Genomic DNA, 13,078 nt, shown 5'->3' with positions numbered 1-13,078 from the left:
CTACGAGGTCACGCTCGAGGCGACCGGCAGCGTCACCGCACTCAACAGCGTCGACATCCGGCCGCAGGTCGCCAGCACCATCACGCAGGTGCACATCAAGGAAGGCCAGTTCGTGAAGGCCGGCGAGCTGCTGTTCACGCTCGATGCGCGCACCGACGAGGTCAACGTCGCGAAGGCGCAGGCCCAGCTCGAGAAGGACCTCGCCTCGCTGGCCGACGCGCAGCGCCAGCTCACGCGCAGCAAGGACCTGCTCGCGCAGAACTTCGTCTCGCAGAGCGCCGTCGACAGCAGCCAGACGCTGGTCGAGGGCTCGCAGGCGGTGGTGTCGTCCGACCGCGCGGCGCTGGCCGCCGCCAAGGTGGCGCTCGGCTACAACCGCATCGTCGCGCCCGGAGCGGGCCGCGCCGGCGCGATCAACGTGTTCCCCGGCAGCTCGGTGCAGCCGGCCACCAGCACGCTGGTGACGCTGACGCAGATCGACCCGATCGCCGTCGGCTTCAACCTGCCGCAGCGCAACCTGGCCGAGGCGCTGCGCAACCTGCAGTCGGGCCGCGGCGCGGTCACGGCGGTGCTGCCCGAAGGGCGCGGCACGCTGGTCGGCAAGCTGCAGTTCGTCGACAACAACATCGACGCGTCGTCCGGCACCGTCAAGGTGAAGGCGGTGTTCGACAACAAGCAGCAGACGCTGTGGCCCGGCGCGTTCGTCAGCGTGCGGCTGGTGGTGGAGACGCTGAAGGATGCCACGGTGGTGCCGCAGGCCTCGCTGATCCAGGGCCCGCGCGGCAACATCGTCTACGTGGTCGACGACGGCGGCAAGGCCGTTGCGCGGCCGATCGCGGTGGTGCAGGCGGCCGGCACCGATGCGGTCGTCACCGGCGTGAAGCCGGGCGAGCGCGTGGTGGTCGACGGCCGGCAGAACCTGCGGCCGGGCGCGCCGGTGGCCGAGCGCGCGGCGAGCGGGGCCGGCAAGGGCAAGGCTGCGGGGGCTGCGGCATCCGCCACGACATCCGCCACGACATCCGCAACTTCGGGAGTCGCGCCATGAACCTGTCCGAGCTGTTCATCCGCCGTCCGGTGATGACGGTGCTGCTGAACGCCGCCATCGTCGTGGCCGGCGTGATCGCGTACACGCGCATCCCGGTGGCGGCGCTGCCGAGCTACAACACGCCGGTGATCAACGTCTCGGCGGCGCTGCCGGGCGCGAGCCCGGAGACGATGGCCACCTCGGTCGCGCTGCAGCTCGAGAAGCAGTTCCAGACCATCCCCGGCCTGAGCGTGATCAGCTCGGCCAACACGCTGGGCAGCACCACCGTGACGCTGGAGTTCGACGAGGGCCGCGACATCGACGCCGCCGCGGTCGACGTGCAGGCCGCGCTGCTGCGCGCGCAGCGCCAGCTGCCGCAGGACATGACCAGCCCGCCGGCCTACCGCAAGGTCAACCCGGCCGATGCGCCGGTGCTGCTGATCGCGCTGACCTCGCCGTCGCTGAACCTGTCGGACCTGAACGATTTCGCCGAGCACCTGATCTCGCCGTCGCTCTCCACGCTGGCCGGCGTCGCGCAGGTCAACATCTACGGGCAGAAGCGCTTCGCGGTGCGGGTGCGCGTGCAGCCCGATGCGCTGGCCGCGCGCAACATCAGCCTCGACGAGCTGAACGCCGCGCTCGGCGCGGCCAACGCCAACACGCCGGTCGGCACGCTCGAAGGCCCGAAGCAGACGCTGACGCTGCAGGCCAACCGCCAGCTGCGCAACGCCGCCGAGTTCGGCGAGCTGATCGTCAGCAACCGCAACGGCAACCCGGTGCGGCTGAAGGAGGTCGCCTCGGTCGAGGACAGCTACGAGACGGTGAAGACCTTCGCCAGCTACAACGGCGAGCCGTCGATCACGCTGGCCATCCAGCGCCAGCCGGATGCCAACACCGTCAAGGTGGTCGACGCGGTGCGCGCCGCGCTGCCGGGCTTCCAGGCGCAGCTGCCGCAGTCGGTGCGCATGAACCTGGTCAACGACCGCTCGGTGTCGGTGCGCGAATCGCTGCATGACGTGACGCTGACCATGCTCGGCACCATCGTGCTGGTGGTGCTGGTGATCTTCCTGTTCCTGCGCCGCTTCGTCGCCACCGCGATCCCGACGCTGTCGCTGCCGGTGTCGCTGGTCGGCGCGATCGCGCTGCTGTGGGGCTYCGGCTACACGCTCGACAACATCTCGCTGCTCGGCCTGACGCTCGCCGTCGGCCTGGTGGTCGACGACGCGATCGTGATGCTCGAGAACATCATGCGGCACGTCGAGCACGGCGAGGCGCCGTTCGGCGCGGCGCTGCGCGGCTCGCGCGAAGTGGGCTTCACGATCATCTCGATCTCCACCTCGCTGATCGCGGTGTTCATCCCGATCTTCTTCATGCCGGGCGTGATCGGCCTGCTGTTCCACGAGTTCGCGGTGATCGTCTCGCTGGCCATCGTCGCGTCGGCCTTCGTCTCGCTGACGCTGGTGCCGATGCTGGCCAGCCGCTTCCTGACCGACGACGCGCACAAGAAGCCGCCCGGCGCGCTGGTGCGTTCGTTCGAGCGCGGCTTCGACCTGCTGCTCGGCGCCTATTCGCGCACGCTCGACGTGGCACTGCGCCACCGCATGGCCGTCGTGCTGGTCGCGGCGGTCACGTTCCTCGCCACCGGCTGGCTGTTCGCGAGCATCTCGAAGGGCTTCTTCCCGCAGGAGGACATCGGCCAGCTCAGCGTGCAGACCGAAGCCTCGGAAGACACCTCGTTCCCGGAGATGGTGCGGCTGCAGGACCGCGTCGCGGCCATCATCCGCGACGACCCGAACGTGCTGGCCGTCAGCTCGTTCAACGGTGGCGGCGGCGCGCAGAACACCGGCCGCATGTTCGTCGCGCTGAAGCCGCATGCCGAGCGCCAGGACATGACCCAGGTGGTCGAGGGGCTGCGCCGCAAGCTGCGCGACGTGGCCGGCATCGCGGTCTTCATGCGCCCGATCCAGAACCTGCAGCTGGGCGGCCGCCAGAGCAAGGCGCAGTACCAATACATCCTGCAGAGCGTCAAGGCCGACGAGCTGAACGACTGGGCGCAGAAGCTGMAAGGCAAGCTGCGCACCGACCCGCTGTTCCGCGACGTGACCAGCGACTCGCAGCTGCGCGGGCTGCAGGCGTCGCTGCACATCGACCGCGACCGCGCCAACACGCTGGGCGTCTCGATCGACGCGCTGCGCTCGGCGCTGTTCAGCGCGTTCGGCGAGCGGCAGGTGTCGACCATCTACACCGCCGTCGACAGCTACCAGGTGATCATGGAGGTGGCGCCCGGCGCCAAGCAGGACGAGAGCGCGTTCAACAACATCTACGTGCGCTCGTCCAGCGGCACGCTGGTGCCGATGTCGAGCTTCGCGACCGTCACGCGCACCGTCGGCCCGACCTCGATCAACCACGTCGGCCAGCTGCAGGCGGTCACGGTGTCGTTCAACCTCGCGCCCGGTGCCGCGCTCGGCGACGCGACCGGCAAGATCGAGCACTACCGCGCCGAGATCGAGCTGCCGGAGTCGATCATCACCAGCTACGGCGGCGATGCGGCGGTGTTCAAGAGTTCGCAGGGCAGCCAGGCGATCCTGATCGTCGGCGCGCTGCTGGTGATCTACGTGCTGCTGGGCGTGCTGTACGAGAGCTACATCCACCCGCTGACGATCCTGGCCGGGTTGCCGTCGGCGGCGGTCGGTGCGCTGCTGACGCTGAAGCTGTTCAACATGGACCTGACGCTGATCGCGACCATCGGCATCCTGCTGCTGATCGGCATCGTCAAGAAGAACGCGATCATGATGATCGACTTCGCGCTTGAGCAGCAGCGCACGCAGGGCATGGCGGCGGAGCAGGCGATCCGCGAGGCCTGCGTGCTGCGCTTCCGGCCGATCATGATGACGACGCTGGCGGCGCTGATGGGCGCGCTGCCGATCGCGATGGGGCTGGGCGCCGGTGCGGAACTGCGCCAGCCGCTCGGCCTCGCGGTGTGCGGCGGGCTGGTGTTCTCGCAGGCGATCACGCTCTACATCACGCCGGTGATCTACCTGTACCTCGACCGCTTCAGCGGCAAGGGCCCGGTGACGGCACCCGAAGGTGCTGCGCAGGTCTGAGCCTAGTGCAGGTGTGAATTCGACGGCGCCGTCGTCATGATGCTCAGGGCCGGCGAGTCGACGCTGCCGGCGTCGATCTCTTCCTCGGTGGCCTCGCGCACGTCGCGCACCTTCAGGTCGAGCCGCAGCGCGATGCCGGCCAGCGGATGGTTGCCGTCGAGCACCACGTGGGTCGGGTAGACCTCGGTCACGGTGTAGACCGCGTCGGGCTGCAGGCCTTCGGTGACGGCGCCTTCGGGCGGGCCGTCGAACTGCATGCCGACATCGACCTGCTCCGGAAAGATCGAGCGCGCCTCGAAGAAGACCAGGTCGGGCCGGTAGTCGCCGAAGGCCTGTTCGGGTTCGAGATGGAGCTTGGCTTCGAAGCCGGTCTCCTGGTTGATCAGCGCTTCTTCGACCTTGGCGAGCAGGTCGTCGCCACCGACGAAGAACTCGACCGGTGCGTCGAGTTCGTCGATCAGCTGGCCTTGGGCGTCTTCCAATCGCCACGTGAGGGCGACGACGCAGGGGTTGGTGATGAGCATCCGACGATGATCGCACAGGCATCGCGAAGTCATCGGAAAATGCCCCGATGTCCGCACCGATCGCCAACCCCTCTGCGCCCGGCTCTACGCCCGGTCTCGCCACCCGGCCCGACAGCCTGCTCGGCGGCCTGTCGCCCGCCGCCTTCATGCGCCGCCACTGGCAGAAGAAGCCGCTGCTGATCCGCCAGGCGGTGCCCGGCATCGCGCCGATCGCACCGCGCGCGCAGCTGTTCGAGCTGGCCTCGCGCGAGGATGTCGAATCGCGCCTGATCGTGCACGGCAGCCGCGGCTGGACGATGAGGCGCGGCCCGCTGCCGCGGCGTGCGCTGCCGCCGGTGTCGCGCGCCGGCTGGACCCTGCTGGTGCAGGGGCTGGACCTGCACCTCGATGCCGCGCGCGAGCTGCTGTCGTGGTTCCGCTTCGTGCCCGACGCACGGCTCGACGACCTGATGGTCTCGTGGGCGAGCGACGGCGGCGGCGTCGGCCCGCATGTCGATTCCTACGACGTGTTCCTGCTGCAGGTGCAGGGCCGGCGGCGCTGGCGCATCGGGCCGGTCGACGATGCGTCGCTCGAGCCCGGCGTGCCGCTGAAGATCCTGAGCCGCTTCGTGCCCGAGCAGGAGTGGCTGCTCGAGCCCGGCGACATGCTGTACCTGCCGCCCGGCTGGGGCCACGACGGCGTCGCCGAAGGCGAGTGCATGACCTGCTCGATCGGCTTTCGCGCGGCTGGCCGCGACGAGCTCGCGACCGAGGTGCTGCAGCGCGTGATCGAGGCGGTCGACCCCGACGCCGAGGACCCGCTGTACCGCGATCCGTCACAACCGGCCACCGAGGCGCCGGGCCGCGTGCCCGAGCGGCTGCAGGCGTTCGCCGCCGATGCGGTGCAGCGGCTGCTGCGCGACCCGGCGGCGCTCGCCTGCGCGCTCGGCGAATGGCTGAGCGAGCCGAAACCGACGGTGTGGTTCGACGCCGGCGCGCCGCTCGAGGCGCCGCAGGCGGTGCGCCTGGACCGCCGCACGCGGATGATGTACGACGATCGGCATGTGTTCATCAACGGCGATTCGTTTCGCGCCGCCGGCCGCGATGCGCGGCTGATGCGCTCGCTCGCCGACAGCCGCAGCCTGGCGCTTGCCGATGTCGCGCGGCTGAGCGACGATGCCTTCGGATTGCTCGACCAATGGGCGCAGGCGGGCTGGGTGCGCCCCATTTCACCAACCTGAAGAGCACGCGGCCTGAAGCCAAGGAGGACCTCGATGGACGAGACCGGCACGCCCCGCATCATCACGTCGCGCAGCGATTTCCTGCAGGCCCTGCGCGAGGGCTTCGCGCTCGCGGCGGAGCAGGGCTGTCGCGAGCTGCTGCTGAGCGACCCCGACTTCGCCGACTGGCCGCTCGGCGAGCACGCGGTGCTCGATCACCTGACGCGCTGGGCCTTTGCGCACCGCAAGCTGACGATGCTGGGTGGGCATTTCGACGAGGTGTCGCGGCGCCACGCGCGCTTCGCGCAATGGCGCCGGCAGTGGTCGCACATCGTCGAATGCCGCTCGCCCGACGGCGACGACGAGCGCGATGTCCCGACCGTGCTGCTGGCCCCGGGCCTGGTCACGCTGCGGCTGCTGAACCCGGCGCAGTACCGCGCGAGCTGGTCCACCGACGAGGGCGACGCGGTGCGCACGCGCGAACACCTTGATGCACTTTTGCAACGCTCTGTCGAGGCCTTTCCTGCGACAACCCTGGGCCTATAGGGTATGCACTGCGTCTGCGTATAATCATGGGCTGGACCTACGAAACGCTCGAGCTTTCGTAGGTCTGAGTCCGTTGGGGATCTGCCGTGTATCGATTGATCGGAGGGTTCCCACAATTACCGGTAATTGTCTGAACCTTTCATTGAGGATAAGTATGAAAAAGTCGCTTCTGTTGGCTTCCCTGGTTGCTGCTGTTGCTCTGGCCGCTTGCGGCAAGAAGCCGGAAGAGGCCGCTCCGGCTGCTCCGGCTGCCACGCCGGCTCCGGCTCCCGCTCCGGTGGCTGATGCCGCCGCTTCGGGCGCTGCAATGGCCGCTTCGGCTGCCACGGACGCTGCTTCGGCTGCTGCCGGTGCCGCTTCGGCCGCCGCTTCGGCTGTCAAGTAAATCGCTTCGGCGATGTGAGAAAGCCGCCTTCGGGCGGCTTTTTTACGTCCGCACTTTTCAGCGCAGAAGTCAGCGCAACGAGAGCCACCCGAATCCGAGTGCCGGATCGGCCACGATGATGTCGTCCGTGTTGCCGCCCGTCACACCGAGCAACGCTTGAACGGCCAGTTCGGGCCGGTTGTTCTGCCGGCTCAGGTGCGCGGCCACCAGGTGGCGCAGCCCGGCATGGTGGCAGGCGGCGAGGATCTCGGCCGCGGTCTCGTTCGACAGGTGCCCGAGCCGCCCGCCGACGCGCCGCTTCAGCGAGGCCGGGTAGCTCGAGTTCGCGAGCATCTGCAGGTCGTGGTTGCATTCCAGCAGCAGCGCATCGCAGCCTTGCAGGTGCGCGACGACATGCGCCGTCGACGAGCCGATGTCGGTCAGCACGCCCAGGCAGGCATCGCCATCGGTCAGGCGCAGCTGCAGCGGCTCGTTCGCATCGTGCGGCACGGTGTAGGGCAGCAGCTGCAGGTCGCCGATGGCGATGGCTTCGCCGTCGCGCGCGACGTTCAGCCACTCCTCCACCGACGGATCGCCGATCGCGCGCCAGGTGCCCAGGCTCGTCCACAGCGGCACGCGGTGACGGCGCGCGAGCGTCAGCGCGCAGCCGACGTGGTCGCCGTGCTCGTGGGTCACGAACACCGCATCGATGTCGTCGACCGCGAGCCCGGTGCGCGACAGTCGCAGCGCCAGCTCGCGCAGCGAGAAGCCGCAGTCGATCAGCAGCCGCGTGACGGTGCTTCCGCTGCCGGCCTCGACCAGCGTCGCGTTGCCGGTGCTGCCGCTGCCAAGGCTGCAGAAACGCAGCATGCGGATCGCTCTCCGGCGCTTACTTCAGCTCGTCCACCAGCAGGCCGACGATGCGCTTGCCGGCGTCGCCGTTCTCCGGCTCGCCCTTGCTGTCGAGCACCGACACCAGGCTCACGTCGCCCTGGCCGACCACGCGCACGCGGTACTTCACCGGCGCGAAGTTGCCCTTCTCGCCGGTGCCGAACAGGCGGCTGAAGAAGCCGGGTTCTTCCTTGCCGGCCATCGCCGGGTCGACATAGCGGACGAAGTAGACGCCTTGCGTGCGGTCGCGGTCTTCGACGGTGAAGCCGCTGCGGTCGAGCGCGAGGCCGACGCGCCGCCAGGCGCGGTCGAAGGCATCGTCGACCTGCAGCGTCGCGGCCGCCTGGCCTTCGACAGCGCGCGCGTGCGGCGTGGCGGCGGCGGGCGCCGACGCGGCCTGCTGCGACGCCAGCTTGGCCTGCTCGTCCTTCGCGCCGAGCTTCACGAGCAGGCGCGTCAGCATCTCGCCTTCGAGTTCGGRCTCGCTCGGGCGCGGTTCCCAGGCCGTCGATTCCTTCTGCTGGCCGACGTAGACCTCGCGCAGCCCGCGGTGGGCGATGTGGATCTCGGTGCCGTTGGCGCCGCGCTCGACGCGGGTGCGGTACTTGTCGCGCTCGCCGGTGGAGTACAGGCCGTCGATCACGCGGCCCAGCGTGCGGCGGATCAGGTCGTCCGGCAGCCTGGCGCGGTTCTCGGCCCACTCGGTCTCCATCACGCCGGCTTCGGGCTGGTCGAGCGAGATCGTCAGGCCGCGCTCTTTCCAGAAGGCCTGCAGCTGCGGCCACACCTGCTCGGGTGTCTGCGTGGTGACGACCCAGCGCTGGTCGCCCTGGCGTTCCAGGCGGGCCTGGCCGAGGGTGTTCGGCGCCACGGACTGCGTCGCCGGGCCGGCGGCCGGGGCCGCCGAGTTGCCCGCTGCCTGCGGATTCTGGAAGGTGGTGGCGCTGATGGTGCCGCCGCTCTGCACGTTGTAGCGCGAGTCGTTCTGCAGCTGCGTCAGGTCGGGCGGCACTTCGAGCGGCGTGGCCTTGACGGTCGCGGCCTTGTAGTCGACCTTCTCACCGGTCACGGCCGTCTCGATCGACGAGCATCCGGCTGCGGCGAGGCCCAGCGAAAGGGCGGCAGCGAGTGCCTTGGCGAGAGGGTTCAGGGGAAAACGGGTCACGTTGTACATCTCCGAGGACAGTGCCACAGCGGCGCCGGCCGAGCCGGTGAGGGGGAATGAAGAAGGTGGAACGGAAGCAATCGCGTCAGCGCAGGTCGCAGGGGCCGCTCACAGCAGACCCGATTCGCGCATCGCTTGTTCCACGGTGGCCTGGCCCGCGGCCGTCAGCCCGACGATCGGCAGGCGCAGCGTGGCGCCGCAGCGGCCCAGCCGCGACAGGGCCCATTTGGTGGGCGCCGGGCTCGGCTCGACGAACAGGTTCTTGTGCAGCGGCAGCAGCTTCAGGTGGATGTCGGTCGCCTCGCGCACCTGGCCGGCCAGCGCGGCCTTGCACAGCTCGTGCATCGCGCGCGGCGCGACGTTGGCGGTGACGCTCACGTTGCCGTGGCCGCCCAGCAGCATCAGCGCGATCGCGGTCGGGTCGTCGCCGGAATAGATCGAGAAGCCCTTCGGCGCATTGCGCACCAGCCAGCCGGCGCGCTCGATGTTGCCGCTGGCCTCCTTGATGCCGACGATGCCGGGGATCTGCGCCAGGCGCAGCGTGGTCTCRGGCAGCATGTCCGCGACCGTGCGGCCGGGGACGTTGTACAGCACCATCGGGATGTCCACCGCTTCGGCGATGGCCTTGAAGTGCTGGTAGATGCCTTCCTGCGACGGCTTGTTGTAGTACGGCACGACCGACAGCGTGCAGTCGGCGCCGGCCTTGCGGGCATAGCGCGAGTGCTCGATGGCCTCGCGGGTGGAGTTGGCGCCGGTGCCGGCCATGATCGGCACCCGGCCGCGCACATGCTCGACCGCGACGCGGATGATCTCCCAGTGCTCCTCGACCGAGACCGTGGGGCTTTCGCCGGTGGTGCCGACGACGCCGATGCAGTCGGTGCCTTCGTCGATGTGCCAGTCGATCAGGCGGCGCAGCGCGTCATAGTCGACGCTGCCGTCCTCGTGCATCGGCGTGATCAGCGCGACGATGCTGCCAACAATGGATTTCATGCGGGATCCTCGGAATCCACGGATTTTACTCACCCTGCGGGGGGTGCCCGGCGTCCAGCAGATAACGCGGGATTTCACCCGGTCCGCCGGGGTCGGCGCCCGCGTTCACCGCGGCGATGCGCTGCACGAAGCGCGCCGGCGAGCCGAGGAAGCCGTCCTCGAACGCGACCACGCGCAGGCCGCGCGCCGCTTCCAGCAGCTCGCCCGGGCGCAGCAGGAAATCCGGGTTGGCCGGCCGGCCCACGCCCTGCTGGCCGTGCGCGAAGGTCTCGTAGATCAGCACGCCGCCGTCGGCCAGCGCCTGGCACAGCGTGGGCAGCAGCGGGCGCCACAGGTAGTTGGTGACGACCACGGCGTCGAAATGGCGCTCGGGCAGCGGCCACGGGCCGGCCTCGATGTCGGCCAGCACCACGTCGGCGATCGGGTGCAGCGCTTCGGTGGCGGCCGCATCGCGGTCGAGCGCGGTCACGTGGCAGCCCCGGCCGGCGAACCAGCGCACATGGCGGCCGCTGCCGCAGGCCACGTCGAGCACGCGCGCGCCCGGCGCGATCAGGTGCGACCAGCGCTGCACCCAGGCCGAGGGGGCAGGGCCGCCATGCGGGCTCAGCGTCGCACTCATTGCGGCCGGGCGTGCTGGCTCAGCGCCTTCAGCGCCAGCCGGTCGATCAGCCGCGGCGCGACCAGCTTCAGCCAGCGGCCGAGCTTGCCCTGCGCCGTCATCACGACGTCGCGCCGGCGCGCCTCGGCGCCTTCGATGATCAGCCGCGCGCAGGTCTCGACCGGCATCGCCGCCGATTCGTCCAGCCCGCTGCGGCCGGCGGCCCGGCCGCTGGCGTCGTAGCCGCGGCGGCGGATCTCGGTGGCCACCACGCCCGGGTAGGCGATCGTCACGCTGATGCCCTGGCGGCCGATCTCCGGCCGCAGCGACTCGAAGAAGCCGGTCATCGCGAACTTGGTGGCCGCGTAGGCGGTGCGCCCCGGCACGCCGACCAGCCCGGCCAGGCTGGACACCGCGACGATGCGGCCGTAGCTCGTCTTCAGGTGCGGCAGCGCCGCGTGGGTGCACCAGACGCTGCCCCACAGGTTCACGCGCATCAGGTCTTCGTACCAGCCGAGGTCGGCCACGTCGCGCAGCAGCGCCTGGGCCGACATGCCGGCGTTGTTGACCAGCGTGTCGAGACGGCCGAAGGCGCCCATCGTCGCATCGACCAGCGCGGTGCAGTCGGCTTGCACGCTCACGTCGCAACGCTGCACCAGCGCCTGCGCGCCGTGCATGCGGCACTCGGCGGCGACGGCCGAAAGCTTCTCGACGTTGCGCGCCGCCAGCACCAGCGCGATGTTGGCCTTGCCGCGCGCGGCCCACTGCCGGGCCATCTCGGCGCCGATGCCGTCGGAGGCGCCGGTGATCACGACGACGTACATGTCAGAAGCAGTTCCACAGCTGGTTGGCGAGCGTGAAGGCCATCTCGGGGCGCAGGTAGGCCACGAACACGAGCACCAGCCCGACGCCGACCGCCAACCAGATCAGCATCCTGACCATGCCCTCTTTCATGCCGCTTGCGGCGTCGCCCGCACGATCGCCGATTCGCGCACCGGCAGGTTGACGAGCGCGGCGAACACGCCCAGCCCGACCGCGATCCACCACACCACGTCGTAGCTGCCGGTGCTGTCGTACAGCTTGCCGCCCAGCCAGACGCCGAGGAACGAGCCGACCTGGTGGCTCAGGAACACGAAGCCGCCCAGCATCGACAGATAGCGCACGCCGAAGATCTGCGCGACGACCGCATTGGTCGGCGGCACGGTCGACAGCCACAGCACGCCCATCACCGAGGCGAACACGTAGACGCTGGTCGGCGACAGCGGCACGCTCAGGAAGATGACGATCGCCACCGAGCGCAGCGCATAGATCGTCGACAGGATGTAGCGCTTGGGCAGGCGCTGGCCGAGCGTGCCGGCGGTGTAGGTGCCGATCACGTTGAACAGGCCGATCAGCGCGAGTGCGCCGGTGGCCACGTCCTGCGACAGGCCGTGGTCCTTCAGGTAGCTGGGCATGTGAACGCCGATGAACACCACCTGGAAGCCGCAGACGAAGTAGCCGGCCATCAGCAGCAGGAAGCTCGGGTAGGCGAAGGCCTCGCGCAGCGCGGCGCCCAGGCTCTGCTGCAGCGGGTTGACGACGAACTTCGGCTCCTTCAGGCCGCTGGCCAGCGGGATGATGGCGAGCGCCACGCAGCCCAGCACGAAGAGGGCCTGCTGCCAGCCGAGGTGGCCGATCAGCCAGTTCTCGGTGGGCACCATCAGGAACTGGCCGAACGAGCCGGCCGCGGCGGCCACGCCCATCGCCCAGCTGCGTTTCTCGGCCGCGACGTTGCGGCCGATCACGCCGTAGACCACCGCGTAGGTGGTGCCCGACTGCGCCATGCCGAGCAACAGGCCGGCGCTGCCGGTGAAGGCGAGGCCCGAGGTGGACAGGCCCATCAGCACCAGCCCGCCGGCGTAGAGCAGGCTGCCGACGATCAGCACGCGGAAGGCGCCGAAGCGATCGGCCAGCGCGCCGGCGAACGGGCCGGCGACGCCCCAGGCGAGGTTCTGCACCGCGAGCGCGAACGCGAAGGTCTCGCGCGTCCAGCCGCGGTCCATCGTGATCGGCTGCAGCCACAGGCCGAAGCCGTGGCGGATGCCCATCGACAGCGTGACGATCATGGCGCCGCACAGCAGCACCTGTTTCATCGAGAGCGGGGCAGGAGGTGTCGACGACATCGGATCAATGTAACCGGAACGGCCCGTAGCCCGGATGCCAATCCGGGGATCGTCCTCACGCGCGTCGCCGCTCCCGGATTGCCATCCGGGCTACGAATCAGAACCGGAAGCCGTACTTCGCGCTGTAGCTGGTCGCCTTGCCGGTCTTGTCGGCCTCGAACGCGAGGTTCGCCAGCCCGAAGTTCAGGTTCACGCCGGCGAACACCTTGGCGAGGTTGAAGTCCTCATCGCCCTTCAGCGACGACGCCTCGGGCTTGCTCTTCACGTTGACGGTGCCGAGGCCGGCGTACGGCGTCGCGAACAGGAAGCCCTTCGACACCGAGACGTCGAAACCGAGCGTGCGCAGCTTCAGCTGGTCGACGCCCGACATGGCCGATGCGCTGGCCCGCAGCGCGATTGCCGGCAGCACCGCGTTGCCGGCCAGCGGCGCCCAGCGCAGCTCGCCGCCGGTGACGGTGATGCCGGCCGACGGCACGCGCGCGACCGACACGCCGACGTCGATGTCGAACGG

At 69.7% G+C, this 13,078-nt stretch carries 12 protein-coding genes and 1 pseudogene; 5 read left to right on the top strand and 8 right to left on the bottom strand.

The genetic code is table 11. The features are described from left to right. Nucleotides 1–1,045, top strand: a 1,045-nt coding sequence (locus tag AC1DXV_RS23260) for an efflux RND transporter periplasmic adaptor subunit (protein ID WP_477935762.1), incomplete at its 5' end; no start/stop codon positions are given. After that, the gene (locus AC1DXV_RS23255; protein ID WP_477935760.1) at nt 1,042–4,128 is read left to right on the top strand and encodes an efflux RND transporter permease subunit; all 3,087 of its coding nucleotides are present in this window, start codon (nt 1,042–1,044) and stop codon (nt 4,126–4,128) included. The genes AC1DXV_RS23260 and AC1DXV_RS23255, both read left to right, overlap by 4 nt. Before the next feature lie 2 nt (nt 4,129–4,130). Here the strand turns inward: AC1DXV_RS23255 and AC1DXV_RS23250 are convergent, their stop codons facing one another. Beyond that, nucleotides 4,131–4,652, bottom strand: coding sequence for an FKBP-type peptidyl-prolyl cis-trans isomerase (locus tag AC1DXV_RS23250; protein WP_477873836.1), 522 nt, complete (start codon nt 4,650–4,652; stop codon nt 4,131–4,133). 47 nt (nt 4,653–4,699) lie between these two features. Between AC1DXV_RS23250 and AC1DXV_RS23245 the strand changes: the two genes are divergently transcribed. The 3 genes from AC1DXV_RS23245 (at nt 4,700) to AC1DXV_RS23235 (ending at nt 6,782) form a co-directional block, all read left to right on the top strand. Further along, complete coding sequence (locus AC1DXV_RS23245) at nt 4,700–5,872, top strand: JmjC domain-containing protein (RefSeq protein WP_477935757.1); 1,173 nt, start codon at nt 4,700–4,702, stop codon at nt 5,870–5,872. A gap of 33 nt (nt 5,873–5,905) precedes the next feature. Continuing rightward, on the top strand, nt 5,906–6,397 hold the full coding sequence (locus AC1DXV_RS23240) for a hypothetical protein (RefSeq protein ID WP_477870097.1): 492 nt from the start codon (nt 5,906–5,908) through the stop codon (nt 6,395–6,397). Nucleotides 6,398–6,551: 154 nt separating this feature from the next. After that, a complete protein-coding gene (locus AC1DXV_RS23235) occupies nt 6,552–6,782 on the top strand; it encodes a hypothetical protein (protein WP_465113218.1) in 231 nt (76 codons plus the stop codon). Between the two features lie 69 nt (nt 6,783–6,851). Here AC1DXV_RS23235 and AC1DXV_RS23230 read toward each other — a convergent pair whose 3' ends face one another. The 7 genes and pseudogenes from AC1DXV_RS23230 to AC1DXV_RS23200 form a co-directional block, all read right to left on the bottom strand. Then, nucleotides 6,852–7,628, bottom strand: coding sequence for an MBL fold metallo-hydrolase (locus AC1DXV_RS23230; RefSeq protein ID WP_477870104.1), 777 nt, complete (start codon nt 7,626–7,628; stop codon nt 6,852–6,854). 22 nt (nt 7,629–7,650) lie between these two features. Then, nucleotides 7,651–8,826, bottom strand: a complete 1,176-nt coding sequence (gene bamC / locus AC1DXV_RS23225; RefSeq protein ID WP_477935764.1) for an NlpB/DapX family lipoprotein — start codon at nt 8,824–8,826, stop codon at nt 7,651–7,653. A gap of 99 nt (nt 8,827–8,925) precedes the next feature. Further along, on the bottom strand, nt 8,926–9,807 hold the full coding sequence (gene dapA, locus AC1DXV_RS23220) for a 4-hydroxy-tetrahydrodipicolinate synthase (protein ID WP_477870095.1): 882 nt from the start codon (nt 9,805–9,807) through the stop codon (nt 8,926–8,928). A gap of 25 nt (nt 9,808–9,832) precedes the next feature. Then, complete coding sequence (locus AC1DXV_RS23215; RefSeq protein WP_477935755.1) at nt 9,833–10,426, bottom strand: class I SAM-dependent methyltransferase; 594 nt, start codon at nt 10,424–10,426, stop codon at nt 9,833–9,835. Further along, nucleotides 10,423–11,229: an SDR family oxidoreductase gene (locus tag AC1DXV_RS23210; protein WP_477935753.1), complete on the bottom strand. Its 807-nt coding sequence runs from the start codon at nt 11,227–11,229 to the stop codon at nt 10,423–10,425. The genes AC1DXV_RS23215 and AC1DXV_RS23210 overlap by 4 nt, the downstream gene beginning before the upstream one ends. 126 nt (nt 11,230–11,355) lie before the next feature. Then, nucleotides 11,356–12,537 carry an MFS transporter gene (locus tag AC1DXV_RS23205; protein WP_477872721.1) on the bottom strand — a complete coding sequence of 394 codons (1,182 nt, stop codon included), beginning with the start codon at nt 12,535–12,537 and terminating at the stop codon, nt 11,356–11,358. A 127-nt stretch (nt 12,538–12,664) separates the two neighbouring features. After that, nucleotides 12,665–13,078 (bottom strand): annotated as a pseudogene (locus AC1DXV_RS23200) (hypothetical protein); the annotation flags it as partial.

The organism is Rhizobacter sp. P3_C12, assembly GCF_056402735.1.
Note: the sequence above shows the minus strand (reverse complement) of the source record. Positions and strands in the feature narration are given on the sequence as shown.

Coding starts and splice junctions, on each gene's coding strand:
- AC1DXV_RS23250 (WP_477873836.1), bottom strand. CDS start 4,652: ATGCTCATCACCAACCCCTGCGTCGTCGCCCTCACGTGGCGATTGGAA.
- AC1DXV_RS23245 (WP_477935757.1), top strand. CDS start 4,700: ATGTCCGCACCGATCGCCAACCCCTCTGCGCCCGGCTCTACGCCCGGT.
- AC1DXV_RS23240 (WP_477870097.1), top strand. CDS start 5,906: ATGGACGAGACCGGCACGCCCCGCATCATCACGTCGCGCAGCGATTTC.
- AC1DXV_RS23235 (WP_465113218.1), top strand. CDS start 6,552: ATGAAAAAGTCGCTTCTGTTGGCTTCCCTGGTTGCTGCTGTTGCTCTG.
- AC1DXV_RS23215 (WP_477935755.1), bottom strand. CDS start 10,426: ATGAGTGCGACGCTGAGCCCGCATGGCGGCCCTGCCCCCTCGGCCTGG.
- AC1DXV_RS23210 (WP_477935753.1), bottom strand. CDS start 11,229: ATGTACGTCGTCGTGATCACCGGCGCCTCCGACGGCATCGGCGCCGAG.
- AC1DXV_RS23205 (WP_477872721.1), bottom strand. CDS start 12,537: ATGAAACAGGTGCTGCTGTGCGGCGCCATGATCGTCACGCTGTCGATG.